Genomic DNA, 23,999 nt, shown 5'->3' on the forward strand with positions numbered 1-23,999 from the left:
AAACTCCGCAGGCAAAGCCGAGGACATTGGCGGAGCATTCCTTCTTCATCTCACTCTTTACATCCCCCTATTTTTCTCTGCAAAGCATGAGCACTTGCGCAGCCAAACTCCGCAGGCAAAGCCGAGGACATTGGCGGAGCATTCCTTCTTCATCTCACTTTTTTACAGCCCCCTATTTTTTTCTCTGCAGAGCATGAGTGATTGCGCAGCCAAACTCCGCAGGCAAAGCCGAGGACATTGGCGGAGCAAGTACTCATGCTCAACTATATCGTCCCCCTACCGTCAAAACCAAATCCGCAGTGAAAACCGCCCAAAAGGCGATAAAGAAAACCTGCCCTTTCCGAGTATCCATGTATTTAAATATCAGCTTCTTTGCTGCCGGTTCAATCAGATAGATCAGCAGAATTCCGGCAGCGGCAAAGAGAAGCGCACCCCGCAGGCACACTCTTCCCTGTATATTCAGGAATGCCTCACTGTAATCCCACCAGGTCCTGCCCCAGATACTTTCCATCGCCCATCCGGTTATGTACTCAAGCAGGCTGCAAAACAGTCCCGCCAGAACGAAGAGGGTCACCGGCCTGTCCCGGAATCTTCTGAATAGCATGCAGATCACCACAGCGCCGATTCCATATATGGGGAGATACGGCCCGTATAAAAACCCCCTGTTTTCCCAGTACCCGTCTATGGTCCGGCAGAAAAGCTCTTCGCATATCCATCCGATCACTGAGAAAGCTAAAAACATCGTACTATATACCTGAACCGAAAGCAGGATTCCCTGTTTCGCACTCGTCTGTCCTGTCCACACTCTCTGCATTTCTTCTCCCCCTTTCCTTCTTTCGACTATTATTTTACAGGGGAAAAGTAACTAAATCATTTCGGAAAAATAACGATTTTATTACAATGTAGATATGGAAATTCTTACAGTAAAGTGTTATGATTATTCTATTGAACAGTTGTTAAAAGAAAGGAAAAAGGATATGTACGAAACGATCAAATATGAAGTATCAGGGAACATCGGATACTTAACAATTAACAGACCGAAAGCAATGAACGCTCTTAACGGAGAGGTTCTGGACGAGATCTATGCCGCATGTACGGAAATTGCCAATGACGAAAATGTGAAGGCTGTCATCCTCACCGGGGAAGGTAAAGCCTTCGTAGCCGGTGCGGACATTGCTCAGATGAATCAGCTGGACGCCATTGAGGGCAGAGCTTTGATCGCCAAGGGCCATAAAGTAATGAACTATATTGAATCAATCGAAAAGCCTTTTATCGCAGCAGTGAACGGATTTGCTCTGGGCGGCGGCTGTGAGCTGGCTATGGCCTGCGATATCCGCATTGCTTCTGAAAAGGCTAAGTTCGGTCAGCCGGAAGTAAACCTGGGGATCATCCCTGGATTCGGCGGAACACAGAGACTGCCGCGGCTGGTTGGCAAGGGAATGGCCAAATACCTCATTATGACAGCCGAGATGATCGGTGCCGAAGAAGCCCACCGCATTGGTCTGGTTGAGAAAGTCGTAGCTCCGGAAGAGTTAATCCCGGCCTGCGAAAAACTGGCGCAGACGATCATGTCCAAGGCTCCTATCGCTATTGGGGTTGCGAAAACCACCATCAACAACGGCTATGACCTGGATATCCGCGCTGCCAGCGCTCTGGAAATCGAAGCCTTCGCTTCCACCTTCGCTTCTCAGGACAAAACAGCGGGCATGACTGCCTTCCTGGAAAAGAAAGAAGCGGAATTCAAAAACAAATAAATACGGCAATCCATCCGTGCAAAAGAGCTGATCCCCTGCGATCTGCTCTTTTTTGTTTGCCGGCTTTTTATCCAACGTCTCAAAGGATCCGACAGTGAGAATCGGTATATGCCCCTCTCCATATTTTTTAATTGTTATTTGTAAATTATTGACATATTTCCTGTTAATGTATATAATGGATAACAATGTAAATTTAGGAGGTATGAAAATGCCGGTCAATTATTTCTTGCACAATAACGAGTATGACAGTATAATAAAAGGAGAACTTTTAAGAGAAGAAAATATAACTTATAGTACAAATCGCAACATCAAGGATACGGTTTTCCGGCTCCTGATGGATGATGAAGAGCACTTGCTCTCGTTATTCAATGCCCTCGAGGGAACGCAATATAAGGAAAAAGATCTGATCCGCATCAATACACTGAAGGGTGCTCTTTTCAGCAAACTGCAAAACGATCTTTCCTTTTCCCTGGGCGAATGGTATCTCAGCATTGTGGAGCACCAATCCACCATAACGGAAAACGCTCCCATACGGCAGCTTTTGTACATCGCCAGGATCTGGGAGCAACTGCTGGAACTGAAAAAGTTATACCGCGGTAAATTGCTCAAAGTCCCGACGCCGCGAGCATATTTGCTGTATAACGGACGAGCTGATTTTCCCATGCAGAAGGTTTATCGGCTGTCAGATGCCTTTTGGGCGCAGGAAAGCGAGCCGCCAATGGAGCTGATCGTCACAGCGATCAATATCAATCTGGACAAGGAACACCCGCTCCTTGAAAAATGCCCGATCCTAAAAGAATACAGCATCTTCATCGCACGCATCCGCAATAAAATGGCGGGTGGAAAGAATCGGGATATTGCGGTAAAGGAAACAATTCGGGAATGCATTGAGGAAGGAATCCTGTGGGAGTTTTTAAATCGACACGGTAAGGAGGTATATAGTATGCTGTTTGAAGAAATTACTTATGAAGACATTATTCAAATAAGGGTTGAAGAAGCGGTGGAGGATGCAGTCGAAGAAAGCCTGCAGCAGGGCAGATTAGAAAAAACAAAATCATTTATTCAGAATTTGCTGCAAAGAAACCTATCGGACGAAGACATTTGCGCATTGGCCGAATGCGACCGGGCACTGATCGATGAGGTGCGAAATCAGAAAAAGGGATAATTCTCTTTCAAGAAAAGAACGATAGAATCCTGTCTGCGGATTCTCATGTGCACAGACAGGATTCTATTTGTCTTTGATCTTTTTCTTGCGGAAAATCTGTTCCAGGGCCATGGACATGACAGTCCCTACCACCAGTCCATTGGACAGAATAAAATGCAGTGTCTGCGGAAATGTCGCAAACACGTCTTGGGGCAAGAACATAACACCCATACCGCAGATCATAGAGAGCCCGATAATATAACATTCCCGATTGCCCAGCTCGACCTTTTTAAACTCTTTTAGCCCCTGCCCCAGAATCAATGCGAAAATCACCATACTGGTCGCATAGGCAACCGTACTGGGCATGGAGGCGAAGAAGGCTGCGATTGGAGAAAAAATTCCAAATACCACCATCAGCAGGCAAGCTATGTTAAAAGGCCTCCTCGCCGCCACACGGGTCATGAGAACCACTCCGGTAGAGGACACGAAGGGCATAAAAGGGATCACGGAAAAAAGCCCCGCCAAAAGAGTGGACAGGCCGTGGAAAAATACCGATCTGGATAAGGTTTTATTGCTCACTTCCTCCCCTACCGCTTCGGCCATACTGGAAATGCTGGCAAAACTCATAGAAAGCAGCACCAGCGCGCTGAGCACACAGGCAATGGTGATGCCCAAATCAAAAGCAGGCGTCCCCCAGGCCCACAGTCTGGGCAGACTCACAAGGTTATCTAAAGTCGGACGCTGGACTGACAGCCCTACCAGCACTGCCAAAACCCAGCCGACGATTACACCAATCAGCGTAGCAATGCTTTGGACAAATCCTCCCAGATAGACCGCGACAAATAGAATCGTTGCAACCGTTATCAGGAAAATGCCAATACTCTTCAGATCTGCGCCAGCATTCTCATCTGTAACGCCCAGAATCCCCTTTACAAACGTAGCGCTCATCTGCAAAACCATCAGCGTAATAATGACCCCGTTGACAATCGGAGTGAACAGCTTTGCGATTATCGTTACAAGACCGGTCACTGCCAGAATCATAACAATAGCCCCTGCGATCACAATACCCGTTTGCAGGCTTATGCGCAGCCCTGCAAGGCCGGACTGGGTTCCCGACGCAGAGACTGCCATAACAATAAACATACTGGCCCAGAGGCCCGCAGGCCCGTCTATAATCGGATAGGTATGCCCCAGCTTCACCTGAAGATAAGAGGTTATTCCGCAGAGAAAAAAAGTTCGCTGGAGCATTTCTGCGATCTCCTGCTGGGAAAGCTCCAGATAAATTCCTACGGCAATGGGCAAAACCACCGTTCCCGCGGCAAAATAGATCAAATGCTGAATACTGTAAATCCACAGCTGTTGAGCGGGAATTTTCTAATCGAGCCCATATTTTAGTTTCGTCTTTTCCATAGCTCATGCCTCTCAGATAATCGTGTTCAAAATTTCCTCAGAACTGATATTATAAAGTGTCTTATTCAGTTCTAATCTACCCAAAGCTTGTTCCAGCTCTTCCCTGGAATAGGAACAGTCGATCAAGGCTTGCCTTATTTCACTCTGCGAGAGCTGTCCGAAAAAGTCCCCATATATCGCCGCATCCAGAATCCGGTTATTCTTCACATCCAGACGGATCTCCATATTCCCACCGGGGAAATGGCCTTCACGGATGATATTACATTTGGGGTTTTTCCCATAAATACTGTCCCAGTTATTAAATTTTTCGGCCGCGATAACACGAATCCGTTCAATATCGTTTTTGTTCAGGCTGTATCGCTGGCCCGTCTCCCCGATTAGGCTGCTGACCATCAGCTCTTTAAATTCCTGAATACCGATGGGTTGCTGTAAGTGATCCGATATATTGGTCACCCGATCGCGCACAGATTTGATACCCTTGGAAATAATCTTATATTGGGATACCGTAGTGCTTTTGACCATTTCTTCCAGATCCGTACCAAAGAGCAGTGAACCATGGTGTACCACAAATCCGTTGTGCATGTACTGAGCTGTGCCGGAAAACTTTTTACCATCTATAACCAGATCGTTGCGTCCGTTGAACCGGGCATCAATGCCTAGACCGGAAAGGGCTTGGATCACAGGTTCAATATACTCCTGAAAACGGATCTGGTCGCCCTCGGCCTTTGTAATAAAGCTGTATTGCCAGCCGCCCAGATCCGTATAGATCGTACCGCCCCCGGACATACGCCGCACCAGTCGGATATTTTTTTCTTCCACATATTTCTGGTTGATCTCTTCCAGCGTATTCTGAAATTTTCCAACCATCAAAGTCGGGCTCGTTCTCCAGAAAAGAAGCACGGTACTGTCTTCAAAGGTCTTTTCAGTAGTCAGGTAATACTCCAGGGCAAAATTAAAATATACATCAATGGAATCATTTTCTATGTAGAGCAGATTCTTTTTCATTCACTAAAGCCTCCTGTGCTCTGTACGAGCTCCTCACCAGCGGACCGCTGGCAACGTAACGGAACCCCTTCTCATAACCGGCCTTTTCGTATGCATCAAAGGTTTCCTGAGAGATATATTCTTTCAGGCTGACATGCGCCTCTGAAGGCTGCAAATACTGTCCTACCGTAAAAATATCGCATCCGCAGTCCCTTGCATCATCCATAACCTGTAAAACCTGCTGGTATGTCTCTCCCAGCCCTACCATAATTCCTGTTTTGGTCAGGATATCCGGCGCTGTCCTTTTCACATAGGCCAGGACATCCAGAGATCTGCGGTAATCGGCTTCGGGACGGACCTGTTCATAGAGATCAGCTACAGTCTCAATATTATGGTTGATTACCTCGGGTTTGGCAGCTATCACCATGTCCAGGCTCGCAGGGTCACCCTTCATATCAGGAATCAGCACTTCCACAGTCACATCAGGGTTCCTTCTCTTTATAGCCTCTATGACCTTTGCAAAGTGAGCAGCACCCCCATCCGGCAGATCGTCCCTGGTGACGCTTGTAACCACCACATGGCTGAGATTGAGCTTCTCTACGGCCTGGGCCAGATTTTCCGGCTCATTGGGATCCAGATTTTGCGGTCTGCCATTTATCACATTGCAGAATCTACAGTTTCGGGTACACTGGCTGCCCATAATCATAAAGGTAGCTGTCTTTTTTTTATAACATTCTCCCATATTGGGACAATTGGCTTCTCTGCATACAGTGTTGAGGTTGAGCTGGGCCATTATGGCTGCCATTTGATCCACCGACTTTTGATTGTATGCTACTTTTATCTTTTCCATTTCTGATTTTACCGCTCCTGGATTACGGCAACCGTCTCTCCCACCTTAACCCGATCGCCTTCACTGTAACACATTTCCGCCAAAACACCGTCGCAGGGCGCTTCTATTTCACAGACAACTTTGTCTGTTTCCACTTCAAAGAGAACCTCGCCTTCCCGCACCGGCTCTTCAAGCTCCTTGTTCCAGGCCACCAGCACTCCGGCTTCCATGGATGGAGACATTTTCGGCATTTGTATCTTATTTTCCATTTGTACCTCCTAAAAAAAACAATCCGTCAAGGCCGCAGCCAAATCCCGCCGCATTGTCTGAGAAAAAAATTCGTAAACTGCCGTGTAGCTGTATGGGATTCCCACCAGCAAGCGCTGAGCGCATTGACTGTCGATTTTCTGTTCCAGGTCTTCATCACAGCAAATTCCGCACGCAGCGATCAAACCTTTTTTCACATGAAGTTCTACGGCAACCTTGCTGCCGCCGGCCCAGCCTGTCTTTTGGAAAGAAAATTCCGGCGACCGCCCGTAATTCCATTCCCAGGTGATGTATTTGGCCTCCCTCAGCAAAGATACTTCCTCAAGTTCCGCATCGGACAGGGCTAAAGGCTGTGGTTTTTCATCGCCGAAATAAGCTTTCAGCAAGCAGGTCTCCAGCTGATCTATCGTCGCTTCCCGCAGATAATCCTTGATATTTGTCACCTGGCTGCGGATGGACTCCACTGCTTTGGAAGAAAAAACTCCGCTCCCCGGCCGCAGCGCATCGCCAAGGCTTTCCAGATCCGCATCAAAGAGCAGTGTTCCATGGTGAAGAATCCTTCCGCCCTTGATAGTCTGCGCATTTCCGGAAATCTTTTTTCCCTGGATGGCAATATCGCTCTTATTGCGCTTTTCTGCCGAAACGCCCAGACTTCCCAGTGCTCGTATGACCGGCTCGACAAAAGGCTCATAATCGCTGAAGGTCTTCGGGTCGTGATCTGTAATAAAAGAGTAATTGAGATTGCCTTTATCGTGGAACACAGTCCCGCCCCCGGTATTTCTCCTGGCTACGGGAATACCCGACTCTTCGACCTGCTTGATATTGACTTCCTGATAAACGTTCTGGTATTTACCGACAACAATGGAATCATGATTTTTCCAAAGAAGAAGCAGGTCTTCATCCTTATAATGATCAAACAAATACTCCTCCAGCGCCAGATTGTAATAAACGTCGCTTTCCGGCATTTTCAGATATTTCATCCTTTTGCTCCTTAACGCTTTTTCTCAGCGGCCCCCTGCCAGAACGCGCTGACAGGGGGCCCTATATTGATGAAAAGGCTTTTTAAAAATGAATGGCTCTTCCGGAAACTGCGTGCATAGCCTCATGAATGGCTTCCGAAACAGTCGGATGAGGATGGATGGACATGGCGACTTCCTCTGCCGTGCTTTCCAGCCGCATCGCTACTACAGCTTCCGAAATCATATCGGTGGCATGGATGCAGTACATATGCACGCCCACGATCTCGCCGTATTTTGGCTCTGCGATCACCTTGATCAGGCCTCGCTCTTCACCCGCCACCTTCGCTTTACCGTTGGCGAGCATAGGGAATTTGCCCACATTGACCTTGCCGTATTTCTCGATCGCCTGCTTTTCCGTCAGACCTACGCTGGCGATTTCCGGCTGCAGGTAGATAGCGCTCGGGATTTTGTTATAGTCCATCGCTGCTTTTTCTCCGCAGATATTCTCCACAGCAACGATTCCTTCCATAGACGCAGTGTGCGCCAGCATGGCTTTGCCGTTCACATCACCGATGGCATAGATGTTGTCCACGGAGGTCTTTAACGTGTTGTCCGTAACAATGGCTCCCCGTTCTGTTTTGATCCCCAGAGCTTCCGTATCGATGCCGTCAAGCCGCGGCGCTCTGCCAACTGCCATCAGCACCTGCTGTGCCCCAACCTCCTGCTGCTTTCCGTCTTTTTCAAATTTAACAGCTTTATCTGTAATCTCCGTCACCTTGGCGCTGGTATAAATGTCTACGCCCATTTCTGTCAAATGTCCGGTCACCTGAATGGTGATTTCTTCATCTACCATAGGCAGGATGCGATCTAAAAATTCTACAACGCTCACCTTAACACCGATGGTGGAGAGGAAATAAGCGAACTCAATACCGATTACACCGCCGCCGATAACCACCATGGACTCCGGCGCTTCCTCAATATCCAGCATCTCTTTGCTGGTGAGAACCTTTGCCGCAGGATCGATCTCAATGGGCAGGTTTTTCACATCAGAGCCTGTAGCGATAATCACATTTTCCACCGTTATGGTCTTACCGCCCACTTCAATGGTGTGGCTGTCTTTCAGCACGCCTTCACCGTTTTCTATGGTTACGCCGTTGCCTTTCAGCAGTCCCTGCACGCCGCCGACCAGCTGGCTGACAACGTTTTTCTTTCTTTCCTGTACCTTTTTCAGATCCAGAGCAGCTTTGGACGTGTCCACATCAATAACACCAAAGGAAGCGCTTTCTTTCAATTCCTTGAGGGCTTCCACACTTCTCAGCAGAGCCTTGGTCGGAATGCAGCCAATGTTGAGACAGGTGCCGCCCATATGCTCTTTTTCTATGATTACTGTCTTCTTGCCCATCTGTGCCGCTTTGATAGCCGCTACATAGCCTCCCGGGCCGCCGCCGATCACTGCGATTTCATAGTCATAAGCAGAACCGGAAGGTTCCTTTGCTTTCGGAGCTGCCGCCTTGGGAGCCTCGGCTTCCGCCGCCGCATCCACAGCCGCCGGAGCATCCGCCCCCAGCTGAGCCAGTGCGTCAGCCTCCATAGAAGCGATATCTTCGTCCGCGCTGCCTACAATGGCGATGGGCAGAGTTACGGGAATTGTATCTCCCTCATTTATGAAGAGCTTTCTTACGACTCCGTCATCGGTCGCTTCGATGTCCATGTTTGTCTTATCTGTTTCCACAGAGAAGAGCGGCTCTCCTTTTTTGATCGAGTCGCCTTCTCCTTTATACCACTGAACCAGCTTGCCCTCGTTCATGTTGAATCCCAGCTTGGGCATGATGATTAATTCTGCCATAATTGTCCTCCCTGTTTATGCGCTTAAACCAATAATGAAATTGGATTTTCCAGTAATGTTTTGATCTCTGTTACAAATTGTGCTGCCAGAAGTCCGTCGATGATTCTGTGGTCAACGGAAACCTGAATATTCATCATCGGCTTAATGGCAATCTCTTTGGTCCCATCTTCCTTAGTTACTACTACCGGCTCGTCCTTGGTGGAGCTGATGGACAGGATTCCCACTTCCGGCGGATTAATGATGGCGGTAAAGTTTTCAATGCCGAACATTCCCAGGTTGGAAATGGTAAAGGTTCCGCCTGTATATTCATCGATAGCCAGCTTGCCTTCTCTGGCTTTTTCAAAGAGCGGAGATGAAGCCTTGGAGATTTCAACTACACTCAGATTCTGCGAATCTTTGATGTTGGGAACAATCAGCCCGGTCGGAGAAGCGACCGCGATTCCCAGGTTGACGCTCTTGTATTTTACGATGGTTTCGCCTACTAAAGATGCGTTCATATCCGGATATTTCTGTAAAGCGATGATCGTTGCTTTTGCAATATAGTCGGTGACAGAAGTCTTTTTCTCCTGAGCCCCGTTGACCTGCTTTCGGATCTCCAGCAGCTTTTCCAGATTGACCTTCTGCGTAAAGTACAGATGCGGCGCAGTAAATTTGCTTTCGGACAAGCGGTCTCCGATGACCTTGCGCACTCCTGCGTAAGGCACTTCTTCCAGAATCTCCTTGCCGTCCGGTGAGAATTTCTTCTCTCCTTCCTGACAAGTGCAGGCCGCCTCTGCTGCCGGCGCTTTCGCCTTAGCTGCCAGAGCCTTTTCCACATCTTCTTTCATGATTTTACCATTAATTCCTGTGCCTGTCACAGTTTCGAGTTCAATGCCTTCGGCTTTGGCCATAGCCTGTGCTACAGGCGTTGCTTTAATAGCGGTGGATTCCAGATAATCGAGAATATCCTGTTCACAGATACCCCCGTCCCATCCGGTTCCTTCGATCTGAATGCCTTCAAGGGACAGACCGTTTTCCGCCGCAACTCGTCTTGCCCGCGGCGTAATCTTCATGCGGCCGCCTTCTGTCTTGGGCGCTGCCGCAGGTTTTGCTTCCGCTTTCTTAGCCTCTGCCGGGGCTGCCGCAGGTTCTTCCTCTGCTGCCGGGGCGGCTCCGCCGCCGGAAAGCTGCCCGATTGCATCTTCAATGAGCGCGCTTACGTCTTCATCGGCGCCGCCAACGACCGCAATAGGAAGTGTAACCGGGATCTTGTCGCCTTCTCGTATGAGTAGCTTTTTCACTACTCCATTTTCGGTAGCTTCAATATCCATGTTGGTTTTATCGGTTTCTACTGAGAAAAGGGGTTCTCCTTTTGACACAGTATTGCCTTCGTTTTTATACCACTGAACCAGCTTGCCTTCATTCATATTGAATCCAAGCTTTGGCATAATGATGATTTCTGCCATAATACCCTCTCCTCTCTTACTTGAAATATGTCTTAACTTTTTCGTATACCTTGTCTGCCGATGGGATCAGAGGGAATTCCAGCGCCGGGCTGAATGGCAGCGGCACATTGGGATTGTTCACTCTTCCGCAAGGCGCGTCCAGATAGTAGAAGATATCGTCCGCAACGGCAGCTGCTATTTCCGCACCAATACCGCAGCGTTCATGAGCCTCATCGGCTACGATCAGTTTGCCAGTCTTCTTAACGGACTCGATGATTGTTTCCTTATCAAGCGGTACGATGGTTCTCAGGTCAATGACTTCACAGTCGATTCCTTCTTTTGCCAGCTTTTCCGCCGCTTCTTCGGATTTCATCACCATGGATGAAGTCGCTACGATCGTAATATCTTTGCCTTCTCTGGCAATTCTCGCTTTGCCCAGCGGAATCGGCTCTACGATATCGTCAAGCTGGTACTTCTTGTTGTATTCCATCTTGTGTTCAAAGAAAATAACCGGATCGTCGTCCCGGATCGCTGTCTTGAGCAGGCCCTTTGCTTCCTGAGCTGTGGAAGGCACAACAATTTTACATCCCGGGAACTGCGCTACCATAGCCTGCATGGACTGAGAGTGCTGCGCGGCTGAAGATCTTCCCGCACCGATCGGGCAGCGGATCGTCATAGGTACGTTGGCCTGGCCGCCGGACATATAACGGATCTTCGCCATCTGGTTGATTACCTGATCGGCCGCAACCAGAAGGAAGTCGGAGAACATCAGCTCAACGACCGGACGCAGCCCGGTCAGCGCCATGCCGACACCCATGCCCACGAATCCCTGCTCGGAGATTGGCGTATCCTTTACTCTCAGGTCTCCGTACTTTTCCATCAGTCCTACAGTGGTTTTAAAGTTGCCGCCGATAAAGCCGATATCTTCACCCAGCATTACAATATTTTCGTCCCGCTCCATCTCTTCATCTAAGGCTTCACAAATTGCCTGTGCATATGTAATTTCTTTCATTGATTTTCCCTTTCTATATCCATCCAAATAGTTATGATTTTTTATTTGATTGAGTAAGTTTTACAGAGTTCCCTGCTGGAATACATCCGTGAAAGCTTCTTCTGCTTCAGGATATGGGCTGTCAGCAGCAAATTTTACAGCTGCCTGGATTTCTTCTTCGACTCTGGCTTCCAGTGCAGTGATTTCTTCTTCTGTCACGATCTCCGCTTCCAGAAGCTCTTTTCTCAGATTAGTAACCGGACATCTTGCCATCCAGTCTTCCTTCTCCGTCTCGCTTCTTCTCTTTCTGTATGTGGCAGGGTCGCCTACGTGGTGTCCCTGCCATCTGTAAGTCTTACATTCGATGATGGTAGGCCCCTTACCCTCTCTGGCCCGCTTCACTGCTTTCTTTGCCGCCTCGAACACTTCCAGCACATTCATTCCGTCCACTACAACACCCGGGATGTCGTATGCCTTAGCTCTCACTGCCAGGTCCGGCGTATTGGTTACATCGCGGATATCTACCGAAATGCCGTAGAGATTGTTTTCAATCACATAGACACAAGGCAGATCCCAGGCTGCCGCCATATTGATGCTTTCGTGGAATGTACCTTCATTGGTAGCCGAATCACCCATGAAGGATACGGCAACCTGATCGGTACCTTTGTATTTAATGGTATACGCTGCTCCTGTAGCGATAGGAATCTCTCCTCCTACAATACCGTTGGCTCCCAGGATTCCCTTATCCATGGCCATAATATGCATGGAACCGCCTTTGCCGTTGGAATATCCGGTTTCTTTTCCCAGGATTTCCGCCATCATGCGGTCGATCTCAGCGCCTCTGGCAACCAGATGTCCGTGCCCTCTGTGGGTGCTTCCGATATAATCGTCTTCCTTAAGTGCCGCGCACACTCCGGTAGCTACGGCTTCCTCACCCAGATAAAGGTGAGCCAGTCCGGCCATCATTCCCTTTTTATAAAATTCAAAAGTTTCTTCTTCAAACCTTCTCATTTTAAACATTGTTTCGTAAAAACCGGTAAGCTGCTCTTTGCTGTAATTCTTTACTTTCATAGTAACCTCCCTAACTAATTTACCTTTCATTTGTCATTGTCACAGTACAGTTTCTGCGTTACTTGCTCTTGTGATGCCTTTATAAAGAGCAAACATCATGCCATTTTGCGGTATTATGCGACATATTCGTTTAAATCGTTGAAATTTAAACGGTTTAACGTTAATAGCTTTTTAGCTGTAACAAAAAACAGATTATGACATAATGACATAATCGTGACATTGTGTCATACTTAACCTGAATTTTTTATGAAAACATGACATAGCGACTTGTTTTTTGTCACAATGACATATATAGTATTTATTATAAATAAACTGATCGCACAGGAGGTTTCCCTTATGAAAGACCATTCCTTTAATGCGCCCGCCTACCAGAAGAGGCTTCATATTGCTTGGCAGCATTTCATAAAAAATGAAGATTACGATTACTCCTTTATGAACGCAGATATTCTCCATTCCTGGGAACGATCCAGAGCTGCTAAGGTTGATCCCTTTGGAATTGTCAATAAGATTCTGACGCCGGACGAATTGAACTTGAAAATTAATAACAATATGAAACTAATCGAAGTCGCCCATCCCTATATGGAACGGCTTTATTCCTTTATCAAAGAAACCAACTCCTATATCCTGCTTTCTGATAAAGCAGGATATATTCTAGATTACTTGGGGGACAATGAAATTGTCATAGGCGGCCAACTTATGACACGTCTGGTTCCCGGAGCCTGCCGTCAGGAAACAGTTGCGGGCACCAATGCAATCGGAACTGCCCTTTATCTGCGGAAACCTATACAACTGTGGGGAAATGAACATTACTGTGAAAAGCACCAATTATACACCTGTTCCTGCGCGCCGATTTTCGACAGCAGCAGCAACATCATCGGTGCTATCAACATTACGGTTTTAAAGGAGCATGCCCATCCGCACACACTGGGGATGGTGCTGTCCGCCTCGGATAGTATCGCAAAAGAAATTGAACTGACCAGCGCTATGCAAAGTATTGAGCGAATCAGCGCACAGAGGAATACGATCATTGAAAACATGCCCTCCGGCCTGTTCCTGCTGACAAAATCCTGCCGCATCTCGCAGGTCAACAAATATGCCTTGAAGCTGCTGGGACTTTCTTATGAGCAGGTTATTGGAAAAAATCTTTTTGACTATATCGGTATCGATGATAATATCAGCTATGACAGCAATTGCGCATTTCTTGAAAAAGAACGGTATAACGAGGAGGCTTCTGTCAGTCTGCTCCACGTAGCCATGCCCCCAAAGAAATTCCGACTGTCCGTTCATTTTATAAAGGCCAATACAGGCGATATAACCGGCACCCTCCTTCGCTTTAACGAAACTGAGCTGATTCATAAGCTGGTTAAAAACGTGGGAGGATACAGTGCTCACTATAGTTTTGACAGTATCATCGGAAATTCGGAACCAGTAAAACAAATGATTCAAGCCAGCAAAAAGGCTGCCGAGAACGATTCTAACGTATTGATTCTCGGCGAAAGCGGTACGGGAAAGGAGTTGATTGCCCAGTCAATACATAATGCCAGCGCATCTGTAAACGGTCCTTTCATTGCGATCAATTGCGCATCTATCCCCAACAGTCTGGTGGAAAGCGAACTTTTCGGTTATGAAAAGGGAGCCTTTACCGGTGCCGATAAAAACGGCCGGCCCGGTAAGTTTGAAATGGCGCACGGAGGTACAATCTTTTTGGACGAAATTGGTGATATGCCTTTGGATATACAGGCAGCACTGCTCCGCGTAATCCAAACGAAAGAAGTCGTTCGTATCGGTGGTAAATACCCCAAATCAGTAGATATCCGCATTATCGCAGCTACAAATCAGGATTTACTTCAATCAATAGAAAACAAAACATTCCGCAGCGACCTGTACTACCGTCTTAACGTCTTTACGATTAATACACCCTCTCTGGCAGACCGCGGCGCAGGCGACATCCGTATCCTTGCCGACCATTTCGTCAGGGTTCATAATCGCGATAAAGGTCCGAATATCCGAATTTCACCGGATGTTTACCCGCTCCTCCAATCCTACGCCTGGCCGGGGAATGTCCGCCAGCTGGAAAATGTTATAGAAAGAGCTATAAATCTGGTCGAAAAAGATGGCCTTATTACTGTGAATCAGCTCCCGGAGGATATCCGTAGAGCTTCTGCGAAAATCCCCCTTCACAAAGGGCAGCGTCACAGTTCCTTGTTGGAACCCATACCCGCATCCGTTCCTGATGTACTGAATGTAAAAGAAAATGAAAAAAAGCTGATCGTATCCGCCTTGGAGAAAACAGGCGGTAATATGACAAAAACAGCGAAAATAATCGATATGAATCTGCGGACACTGTATCGCAAATTGGACAAATATCAGATCCGACCTTCCGATTATCGAAAATAATCGCTGTTTTTTAACCATCTACTAAATTTGCAGCGCTGTCAGATAGCCGTCTTCAATGGCATCCAAGGCGTTGCCCGGTTTTTTTGCATCTCCCACGTAAAAGACGGCAATATCCTGCCCTTCCAGAGACTCTTTCAGCTTCCTGACCGGGCGCATTCCCACAGCGGTGACAACGAAATCAAAAGCGCCCAAGAGGATCTCCAAGCCATCTTTCTCGATTTTAATTGTACCGTCTTCTTCAATGGATTTCACTTCTGTCTTCGTATGAATCTCGACGTTGTTCTCCTTAAAGGACTGCAATAAAAACCGCTTCATATTTCCCGGTTCTTCCTGCAGAATCTCATCCAGCATTTCGATAATCGTCACCTGATTTCCATGAGAAGCCAGATAATTGGCAGTCTCGCCTCCGACCAAACCACCTCCAATCACCGCAATTTTCCCATCTGCTTTTATCTTTCCTTCCAGAAGATCCACCGCACTGATAACAAATTCGTTTTCTGTTCCCAAAATAGGCGGGACCCATGGCCGACTCCCCGTGGCAATTACTACACCATCCGGTTTGTCTCGCTCAATTTGCTCAGAAGTCAGCTCCGTATCATAAATAATTTCTACTCCTAATTTTTCAAGCTGTGTTCGCTGCCAGACAATAAAAGCTGAAATCTCGCCTTTCCACGGAGGGATAGCCGCACAGCCGTACATACCACCCAGACGATCCCGTTTTTCAAAAATCTTTACACGATGGCCTCTCTGCGCCAAAACGATAGCTGCTTCTGCGCCGGCAGGACCGCCTCCTGCGATATAAATGGTCTTCTTGATATCAGCAGGAATAATTTTTGTTTCCCTTTCCCTGACCGTTCTCGGATTCAACGTGCACTGTCCGGAAAATCCCGAATCGATTTTTGAAGTGCATCCCTGAAGACAGCCCATACAGGTTATGATATCTTCAACGTGACCGGAAAGAGCCTTCTCTGGCATATGAGGGTCCGCCAAAGACGCTCTCCCCATATAACAGGCGTCCGCTTTACCGCTCCTGAGAATCCCCTCTGCGACATACGGATCATTAATACGACCTACCGTTGTAACTGGTATATTTATAACACTTTTGATCTCCTGCGCATAATCAGCCAGCCAGCCGTGTCCCATCACTGACGGAGGAACCTGCATATACCATGTTTCATATACAGCAATGGATACATTCAGCGAATCGATGCCGGCTTCCTCCAGCATAATAGCCATTGCTTTAGTATCCTCAATATTGGTACCGCCCTGAGTCCTCTCTTCCGCCGAGATCTTATAATCAATGCTAAAATCCGGACCGCATTTCTTCCGTATATTTTTTACGATTTCTACAGGAAAGCGCATCCGATTCATCAGGTTTCCGCCGTATTTATCCACCCTCTTGTTGGAATAAGGGGACGCAAATTCTCCTACCAAGTAGCCGTGGGCTCCATGGATCTGCACCCCGTCGAAACCGGCTTTCTTTGCCCTGAGGGCCGCATCACCAAATTTTTCAATCATCGCGTCCACTTCTTCTGTAGTCATTTCGTGGGGGAGCGCTTTCTTGACCGGACAAGGAATCGGCGATGGGGCCCATACCTGCTGTCCAATAATCCACTCTTCGGTTTGGCGACCTCCATGAAAGATCTGTGCAAAGATCTTTGCACCGGCCGCATGAACTCTGTCAGTCAGAGTCCTGTGGGATGGAATCTGTTCATCACACCAAAGTCCCGGAAGATACTGATAGGTCCTTCCCGAAGGGTCTACGGCATAGTCTTCCGTAACGATCAGTCCCCACCCTCCTTTTGCTTTTTCTTCGTGGTAAGCGATGAATCGTTCGGTAGCTGTCCCGTCCTCATTACAGCAGTTCATCACCATTGGCGATACGATAAAGCGATTTTTTATTTTTACTGAACCGAAATGGATCGGCTGAGATAACATTTTAAATCCTGTCATATAGTAATCCTCTTTCTTAAAGATACAGCAGCAAGGAAAAAATCTCTTTCCTTACTGCTGTAAATCCCATGCGTTATTTTAAATACTTTATCACTTTCTTATAGCATCATCATATTAAAGGTACTGTTTGACCGATGCGTAGGCTCTGGCTGCAGCGCGTTTCAGCGGCAGTTCCCGGTGATCGATCGCAATGATCTCGCACCCTATGGTACCTTTATAGCCCAAATCAAGAACCCGTCCAATAAAATCCTTACAATTGAAATCGCCCTCACCCGCCGGAAGTCGGTAATCACAAGTGTCTCTCCATAAGCTTCCGCTTACCAGCTCTGCATAGCCGTCTACAAGCTCAACTGTAACAATTTCTTCTGGCTTAATCAATGCGATATCGTCATAGGTACTCGGCCCCATAAAGGTATGCCAGGTATCGAGACAAAACCCGGCGTTTTTCATGCCGGCAGCTCTGAATACCTCCAGACCTTTTTTTATGCAATCCATGTCCGCTTTAAAGGGCATGAACTCCATTGCGATTTTAGTTCCAATGGCTTCCGCGTCTTTACAGAGTTTAACAAATTCTTCTATGAATTTATCCTTTTCAACATCTCCCTCCGATCCAAAGACTTTAATATGCCGCGCGCCCAATTGTTCCGCCGCTTCAAAGACATTTTTACGGCTTTCCTGCGCTTCCTTGTTGTCATAGTCCCACCATTTGTCCAAAACCTCTACTTCGATCTCTGTGATACCATTTGCCTCAGCTATTTTTCTGGCCTCTTTATAACCATATTTTTCTTTTGTATTTAAAAGATCCGCCTCTACAAATCCTGCGCCTTTAAAGCCAATTCTGCCGATGACCTCCATACGTTCTTTAAAATCCGTATCCGCGATCTCAACATGATCCCCGCAGTAGTGATTTCCCGCTATGGCCCAATGGCTGGCGATTATTTTATTTTCGTACATAATTTCTCCTTCCGTGTTTCACATCATTATGCTCTTGCCAGACCTCCGTCTACATACATGGTCTGTGCTGTCATAAATCCTGCTTCTTCAGATACCAGGAATTTAATAGCCCCTACAAAATCCGCTGGATACGGGTACTTCGGAATAGCCTGCAGATTGTACATCAGATCCCACTTGTCAGCCCCTTCGTCTCCTGGCTCTCCTCCGATTTCCTTGATCGTTGATTCGCATACGAACAGTCCTGGAGCTACCGCATTTACGGTAATGCCGTATTGACCGTATTCGCTGGCCAGCGCTCTTGTCAAACCGATAACGGCTCCCTTTGTTGAGATATAGCCTGAGAGCTTAGGATCTGCGCCGTTTAAGAAGGAGTTGGATGCGATGCTGACCACTCTTCCCCAGCCCTGCTCCTTCATATGCGGCAGGAACGCTTTGCAACAGTTGAACGGACCGTCTACATTTGTCGCAAAATACTTTTTCCATGCATCGTAGGATACATCTTCAAACATCATGAACGGATAAATACCCGCATTGTTAATCAGGATATCCACATTTCCCAGATCTTTGGCAACTTGTGCGGCCATCTTTTCAACCTGGTTTGGATCGCTGATGTCACACTGATAGGATATAGCTTTTACTCCCGGCGCCTCTTTTTTGATTCTCTCTTCCGTTTCCACACAGGCATTTCTGGCTACCAGAGCTACATCGTGCCCCAATTTCGCCAATTCTACAGCAGTCTCCTGACCTAATCCTTTTCTTGCTCCTGTTACTAATGCAATTCTCTTTGTCATGATTTTCCTCCTAAGTTTTCTTTATTTCGCTTTATTTTGAGTCGGACCGCATTTCGGCCCGAGCACTACCTATTGATACCTACATTCTCTTCCAGACGTTTAACCAGCACCGCATAGTCTTCATCTCCTCTTCCGCTGGCGACCGTTTCTTCATAAAACTGACGGGTCAGCGCTGTTACAGGCAATGAGGTTTCATATTGTTTTGCAGCGTCCAGCGCCAGATCAAAATCCTTAAGCATCATTTTTACACTGAAAGCAGGTTCATACTTACCTTCGTTGATTGCATCGATTTTGGACTGAACGATCAGATTTCCTACCGCACTGCCGGAAATGACCTCCATACACGTTTCCACGTTAATTCCTGCTTTCTCCGCCAGCGTCACGGCTTCTGCCAGCAGTTGCGTTGTGTTCCCCACCATTGTATTGAGAGCGATTTTCATAACCCGCGCTTCTTCTTTCGCCCCGATCCAGTATTTATTCTTTCCCAGTACATCCAGAACCGGCTCCACTTCCTCAAAAGCAGTTCTGTCCCCGGACAGCAGCAGGCCTAACAGTCCTTTTTCTGCCGGCACCACGCTGCCCGTCACTGGAGAACGTAGAAACCTGCACTTTTTCATTTTAACAGCTTCATTTACAGGAAGGGATTCCTCGGGAGACACTGTGCTCATGTCGATTACAATTTTACCTTCCGTAAGGCCGTCACAGATGCCGTTTTCTCCCAGCACAACTTTTTTCAGGATCGCTCCGTTGGATACCATGATAAAAATGTAGTCTGCTTTCTGCGCAACGGCCTTTGGAGATGTCTCCCATGCTGCTCCCATTGCCAAAACGTCTTTTGCTTTCGATTTTGTTCTATTCCATACGGTCACCTCATGCCCCGCCTTAACAAGATTTTTGCACATGGGATTCCCCATATTGCCTAAACCGATCCACCCGATGTTGCTCATTTTTTCCTCCAATTCGCTTGTTTACAGGAACTGGCAACCCGGAAGGCCGCAGCTGGTTATCTCATCCACGGGGAATTTGGTAATTATCTCATGGCCTTCTTTCGTTACAACGATTTCCTGCTCAATTCTCGCACTGCCTGTTCCATCTTCTGCCGGACACCATGTCTCTATGGCAAACACCATACCTTCCCTCAGCTCAAATGGATTGTCAAGCGAGAAAAGCCTTGAAATAATCGGTTTTTCCCAAAGACCGATTCCAATTCCATGCGCAAACTGCAAGAGGAATGCTTCTTCTTCATTTTTAAAGCCCAACTCCGTTGCGGACGGCCAGCAGGCCGCTACATCTGCGGAAGTAGCCCCCGGTTTTATCACAGAGATTGAATCGTTGATCCATTTCAATGCTTTGTCGTACGCTCTCACCTGGGCCGGCGTTGGTTTTCCACAGGTGAAGGTACGATAATAGCAAGTTTTATATCCGTTATAAGTGTTTCCAATATCAAAATACACGATTTCTCCTGGGCGAATCATTCTGTTGGAGGTCGTATGGGAGTGAGGATTACCTCTTTGCCCGGAAATTACATTAACAAACTCCACCACTTCCGACCCCCATCCGATCAGCTTTTTATGGGCAATCGCAGACAGTTCATTTTCCATAATCCCCGGGCGCAGAGCTTTCGCCAGATCATAATAGACACCGTCCACCATTGATGCGGATTTTTTCAGCAATTCGATTTCGTCCTCTGTCTTTATAATCCGCACATCGACCATTACAGCTTGTCCGTCAACCACTTCGACATTATGAGATTCAAGCGCCCTGACCATCGGTACATCTGTAATATCCAGCCCCAGAGGTTTATTTTCCACGCCGTATTTTTTCAAAAGCGCTACGACTTCTTCAGCCTCTTTTTCAATCATACCCACTTCTTTGGGAATAGCGCCTCTCATAGAACCTACTGCCGGTAGAATATTCTCCGGCTTTATCCAGTCAATTCTCTGCCTTTTGGACGGGCATGCCGGATCAAATAGAATTGGCTCCTCCACCCCATCAATGAGAAGGCAGTGCCTGTTCATTTTATTTCTATTCCATTCTCCTATGTAGGTCCCTGTTATATATCTGATGTTATCGAAGTCATAACACAGCAGTGCTCCCAGATCTGATTTTTTCAATCCCTCTTTGGCTTTTGCCAGCCTTTCTTTTCTCAATCTGTCATAGTTTACGTTCGATTCAAAATCAACGCCATTAAATCCTGATTTTGGCATATTGTTGCCCTCCTTTTTCATTCAATTATTCTACGAATATTTAATACCGCAATTCTTATGCCAATCAGTTTGATTTTATCAATTTACTTTATCTGTCCTGAATTTGGCTTAAAATCGACACAGTTCCACCTTATTTGTCTAAATATTGACTTGGCTGGCTGACACATCTGTTGTCACAGCCCGTCATCTGTGCCATTTTATTGCCATCCGTCACATCAATGTCTTATTTTTGACACTAAATCGGCACGCTATTATGCTGTCTTTTTTAGATTTCACCTCTCGCTTCCCGTTCTGCTAATTCTTTGTTTATCATCGGCAGCATTTTATCCAGTTTATAGAACAGGCAGAATACAATCTGCACTACGGCCAGTACGATAGGAAGAAATACATATACCCAATAAATAGCGCTAAGCGATTGTTCGGTTTGTACGGATGCCATGCCGTCATATCCGCAGACTGAAAGCACTACGCCCACCATACCTGCGGCAATGCCTCCTCCCAGCTTCGACCCGATAGAACCTGCACTGAAAAGGAATGCGTCGTTGCGCACATGGAATTTCCATTGACCATATTCACAGGCATCTGCAAGCATTGCGAATACGCTTCCCCACAGCGGCCCATATCCAAAGCCTTTTACGACCGCCAGAACTGTCACCAAGGTTACGTTGGTGGGATTTAGCAGCAATACCAGTTGTGCCGCAATTACCAGGAACATCCCATACATCGTAATGTTTCGTTTTCCCGTGAACTTTACCAGTGCTGGAGTGACAAATAGGATGCAAACGATCATCGCGACCTGCTCCGCCGTATAGATCTGTGACACATAGATCTTATCTCCCAAGATGTATTTTGCGTAATAGCCAAGGATCGTGCTGTTCGCCGTTGAGGTCAGAACCATCACGCCCCATAAGCCCAAGCATAAGGCCCAATATTTATTTTTTATCATCACAAGGAAGCTCTCTTTATTGGTCTTTTTCTTTTCCTGTTTTTCTTCCAAATCGCGGAAGTCCACACGTTCTTTTGTCCCAAAGAAGCAGAAAAGCAATAGGACTATTGCGACTGTGGCGAAAATAAATGAAGTCTTGATCCATGCGCCCTGACCGTCGCCAAAAGCTTCTACAATAGGCAGTGAAACCGCTGTCACCAGAATTCTACCGATCGGAGACAGCCCCATGCGAAATGCCTGTAAAAATTCTCTCTGCCTCGTATCTCTGGTAATCAGTGAACTCAGTGCTCCGTAAGGAAGATTGAGTGCCGTATAGACCACCGTTGTACAGAGATTGTAGGTTACAAATACATAGATGCCCTTCATCGCCTGCGTACAATCGGACGGCACCGTGAACAGCAGGATATAGGTTATACCAAAAGGAACAGCCATCCAGAGGACCCACGGTCTCGCTTTACCATGCTTGGATTTAACTTTGTCTACAATACATGCGAATAGCAGATCGGACCCTCCGTCCAAAAATCTCGATACCAGCATTACCAGACCGACAGTTGCAGCGGAAACTCCCGCATAATCCGTATAAAATAAGGTCAGAAGACTGCCGGTAAAGCCAAATACAAAATTACAGGCGACATCTCCCGAGGCAAAAGCGAACTTCTCATAAAGAGGTACGCGCTGGCTGTCGTGGGATTTATCAGGCAGCCTGTTTTCCGATTTTTTTGTTAAATTTTCCATCAGTCCCTCCTATTTTTTAATCAATCTTTTTTCCATGTATGATTTATGAAGCACAATGGCCATCTCCAGACTTTTTGTTCCGTCGTAAACCGTTACTTCCGGCTTTCGCCCGGTTAGCACACAGTCGATAAAATTAGCCATCTCCAGATAGAAGGCATCTTCCCAACGCTCCAGAAAATCTACGATTCCCTCCTCGGCTATATAGCCGTCCTTATAAATCTGCATTCTGTTCCTTCTTGGAATCGCATTGATTCGCAAGGTTCCTTTTGTACCGATGATTTCCGCCTCCACGTGACTGCAGGCCGCCGCTTTTCCCACATGGATCGTCGCACAGGTACCATTTTCCATTGTGGCCAACGCAATACCATTGTCGTAATCATCATAATCGGCGAATTCTTCTCTCACGTAAGCTCCGCCCGTTGCATAAGCGCAGGATATCTCGCTTCCCAGGAACCACCTGGACAAGTCACAATCATGAATTCCCATTTCAAAAAACCACGGGTGAAAAGCGCCCTTTTTACATTTATCCAACAACTCATCAATTACTGAAACGCCATCCAGGCTGGTACTTTTGAACAGCACAGGTTTACCGATTTCTCCGCGACGAATTCGCTCCATAGCCTCGGCATGAGACGGGTCAAATCTCCGCATAAATCCTAGCGTAAAGATTTTTGTGTTGTTTTCTTCCACCTTTTTTTCAATTGCTTTGCACTCTTCCGGATCCAGAGAAAGCGGTTTTTCGCAAAAAATATTTAGCTTGGCGTCACACGCTTTAATTATCAAATCCTTATGAGTCTGAACATTCGTTACAATCGCTACCGCATCCAAGTCCTCTTTTTTTAACATCTCATCATAATCGGTATACCCTGTGGGAACCTCATATTTTTCTTGAATCGCTTTTACTCGCTCATCAAATACATCACATATGGCGACTACTTCCGATGCGGCGATTTTATCCTGCAGATGCCGCACGTGCAGCTCACCCAGATTTCCCAACCCCACAACACCAACTCTTACTTTCTTCATTTTCTTCTCCTTTCACGATTTCCTCAGCAATTGCTTTGCAAATGGTTTAACGCGTACTATTGTCGTGCTCGTTTTTATTTTAACGCAATCATCATGCCAAAATTTTTATAACATTCTTATAAATGTTGATTTTCTCGAATAAATGTCCGAAATTCAATCAATTATTTTATTTTTTTGTCTTTTTCCTTTTAATCTTGTGCTATAGTGATGCTATAAGCATGTCATTTTTATGTCATTTTTTTGACATTGTGGCACTTTTAAGTCGCAGTTGCTACATAATAGCAGGATCCTTTAAAATGGCACCGATCTTG

The 23,999-nt window shown here is 46.8% G+C and carries 20 protein-coding genes; 3 read left to right on the forward strand and 17 right to left on the reverse strand.

Features of this window, described 5'->3' with window-relative positions; all coding sequences use genetic code 11:
* Positions 1-259: 259 nt before the first annotated feature.
* Complete coding sequence (locus NE619_RS15980; protein ID WP_256133463.1) at positions 260-814, reverse strand: putative ABC transporter permease; 555 nt, start codon at positions 812-814, stop codon at positions 260-262.
* A gap of 163 nt (positions 815-977) precedes the next feature.
* Between NE619_RS15980 and NE619_RS15985 the strand changes: the two genes are divergently transcribed.
* Both NE619_RS15985 and NE619_RS15990 read left to right on the forward strand, forming a co-directional pair.
* On the forward strand, positions 978-1,754 hold the full coding sequence (locus NE619_RS15985; RefSeq protein ID WP_256133464.1) for an enoyl-CoA hydratase-related protein: 777 nt from the start codon (positions 978-980) through the stop codon (positions 1,752-1,754).
* A gap of 208 nt (positions 1,755-1,962) precedes the next feature.
* Complete coding sequence (locus tag NE619_RS15990; protein WP_256133465.1) at positions 1,963-2,919, forward strand: Rpn family recombination-promoting nuclease/putative transposase; 957 nt, start codon at positions 1,963-1,965, stop codon at positions 2,917-2,919.
* Positions 2,920-2,982: 63 nt separating this feature from the next.
* On the opposite strand, the gene NE619_RS15995 is transcribed toward NE619_RS15990, so the two are convergent.
* From NE619_RS15995 to NE619_RS16035, 9 genes are all read right to left on the reverse strand, one after another.
* Positions 2,983-4,269 carry a purine/pyrimidine permease gene (locus NE619_RS15995; protein ID WP_330640817.1) on the reverse strand — a complete coding sequence of 429 codons (1,287 nt, stop codon included), beginning with the start codon at positions 4,267-4,269 and terminating at the stop codon, positions 2,983-2,985.
* Between the two features lie 51 nt (positions 4,270-4,320).
* A complete protein-coding gene (locus NE619_RS16000; protein ID WP_256133466.1) occupies positions 4,321-5,313 on the reverse strand; it encodes a lipoate--protein ligase in 993 nt (330 codons plus the stop codon).
* On the reverse strand, positions 5,282-6,142 hold the full coding sequence (gene lipA, locus NE619_RS16005) for a lipoyl synthase (RefSeq protein WP_256133467.1): 861 nt from the start codon (positions 6,140-6,142) through the stop codon (positions 5,282-5,284). The genes NE619_RS16000 and lipA overlap by 32 nt, the downstream gene beginning before the upstream one ends.
* Positions 6,143-6,150: 8 nt before the next feature.
* On the reverse strand, positions 6,151-6,390 hold the full coding sequence (locus tag NE619_RS16010) for a lipoyl domain-containing protein (protein WP_256133468.1): 240 nt from the start codon (positions 6,388-6,390) through the stop codon (positions 6,151-6,153).
* 9 nt (positions 6,391-6,399) lie between these two features.
* On the reverse strand, positions 6,400-7,368 hold the full coding sequence (locus tag NE619_RS16015) for a lipoate--protein ligase (protein WP_256133469.1): 969 nt from the start codon (positions 7,366-7,368) through the stop codon (positions 6,400-6,402).
* Between the two features lie 82 nt (positions 7,369-7,450).
* Positions 7,451-9,193, reverse strand: a complete 1,743-nt coding sequence (gene lpdA / locus NE619_RS16020) for a dihydrolipoyl dehydrogenase (protein ID WP_256133470.1) — start codon at positions 9,191-9,193, stop codon at positions 7,451-7,453.
* 23 nt (positions 9,194-9,216) lie between these two features.
* Entirely contained in the window at positions 9,217-10,638 is a 1,422-nt protein-coding gene (locus NE619_RS16025; RefSeq protein ID WP_256133471.1) for a dihydrolipoamide acetyltransferase family protein, read from the reverse strand.
* A gap of 16 nt (positions 10,639-10,654) precedes the next feature.
* On the reverse strand, positions 10,655-11,629 hold the full coding sequence (locus tag NE619_RS16030; protein WP_256133472.1) for an alpha-ketoacid dehydrogenase subunit beta: 975 nt from the start codon (positions 11,627-11,629) through the stop codon (positions 10,655-10,657).
* A gap of 60 nt (positions 11,630-11,689) precedes the next feature.
* Positions 11,690-12,679, reverse strand: a complete 990-nt coding sequence (locus tag NE619_RS16035) for a thiamine pyrophosphate-dependent dehydrogenase E1 component subunit alpha (protein ID WP_256133473.1) — start codon at positions 12,677-12,679, stop codon at positions 11,690-11,692.
* Positions 12,680-13,015: 336 nt separating this feature from the next.
* On the opposite strand from NE619_RS16035, the gene NE619_RS16040 reads away from it, so the two are divergent.
* Complete coding sequence (locus NE619_RS16040; RefSeq protein WP_256133474.1) at positions 13,016-15,076, forward strand: sigma-54-dependent Fis family transcriptional regulator; 2,061 nt, start codon at positions 13,016-13,018, stop codon at positions 15,074-15,076.
* A 21-nt stretch (positions 15,077-15,097) separates the two neighbouring features.
* Here the strand turns inward: NE619_RS16040 and NE619_RS16045 are convergent, their stop codons facing one another.
* The 7 genes from NE619_RS16045 to NE619_RS16075 all read right to left on the reverse strand — a co-directional run bounded on the left by NE619_RS16045 (position 15,098) and on the right by NE619_RS16075 (position 23,688).
* Positions 15,098-17,029: an NAD(P)/FAD-dependent oxidoreductase gene (locus NE619_RS16045; protein ID WP_256133475.1), complete on the reverse strand. Its 1,932-nt coding sequence runs from the start codon at positions 17,027-17,029 to the stop codon at positions 15,098-15,100.
* Positions 17,030-17,143: 114 nt separating this feature from the next.
* Positions 17,144-17,983, reverse strand: coding sequence for a sugar phosphate isomerase/epimerase family protein (locus tag NE619_RS16050; RefSeq protein ID WP_256133476.1), 840 nt, complete (start codon positions 17,981-17,983; stop codon positions 17,144-17,146).
* A 26-nt stretch (positions 17,984-18,009) separates the two neighbouring features.
* Positions 18,010-18,774 (reverse strand): SDR family NAD(P)-dependent oxidoreductase, encoded by a 765-nt coding sequence (locus tag NE619_RS16055; protein WP_256133477.1) that lies wholly within the window; start codon positions 18,772-18,774, stop codon positions 18,010-18,012.
* Positions 18,775-18,839: 65 nt separating this feature from the next.
* On the reverse strand, positions 18,840-19,721 hold the full coding sequence (locus tag NE619_RS16060; RefSeq protein WP_256133478.1) for an NAD(P)-dependent oxidoreductase: 882 nt from the start codon (positions 19,719-19,721) through the stop codon (positions 18,840-18,842).
* A gap of 21 nt (positions 19,722-19,742) precedes the next feature.
* The gene (locus NE619_RS16065) at positions 19,743-20,981 is read right to left on the reverse strand and encodes a M24 family metallopeptidase (protein ID WP_256133479.1); all 1,239 of its coding nucleotides are present in this window, start codon (positions 20,979-20,981) and stop codon (positions 19,743-19,745) included.
* A 265-nt stretch (positions 20,982-21,246) separates the two neighbouring features.
* Positions 21,247-22,662: an MFS transporter gene (locus tag NE619_RS16070; RefSeq protein WP_256133480.1), complete on the reverse strand. Its 1,416-nt coding sequence runs from the start codon at positions 22,660-22,662 to the stop codon at positions 21,247-21,249.
* A 9-nt stretch (positions 22,663-22,671) separates the two neighbouring features.
* The gene (locus NE619_RS16075; RefSeq protein ID WP_256133481.1) at positions 22,672-23,688 is read right to left on the reverse strand and encodes a Gfo/Idh/MocA family oxidoreductase; all 1,017 of its coding nucleotides are present in this window, start codon (positions 23,686-23,688) and stop codon (positions 22,672-22,674) included.
* Positions 23,689-23,999 lie beyond the last annotated feature (311 nt).

The organism is Anaerovorax odorimutans (assembly GCF_024459955.1).
GTDB classification, from domain to species: domain Bacteria; phylum Bacillota; class Clostridia; order Peptostreptococcales; family Anaerovoracaceae; genus Hominibacterium; species Hominibacterium odorimutans_A.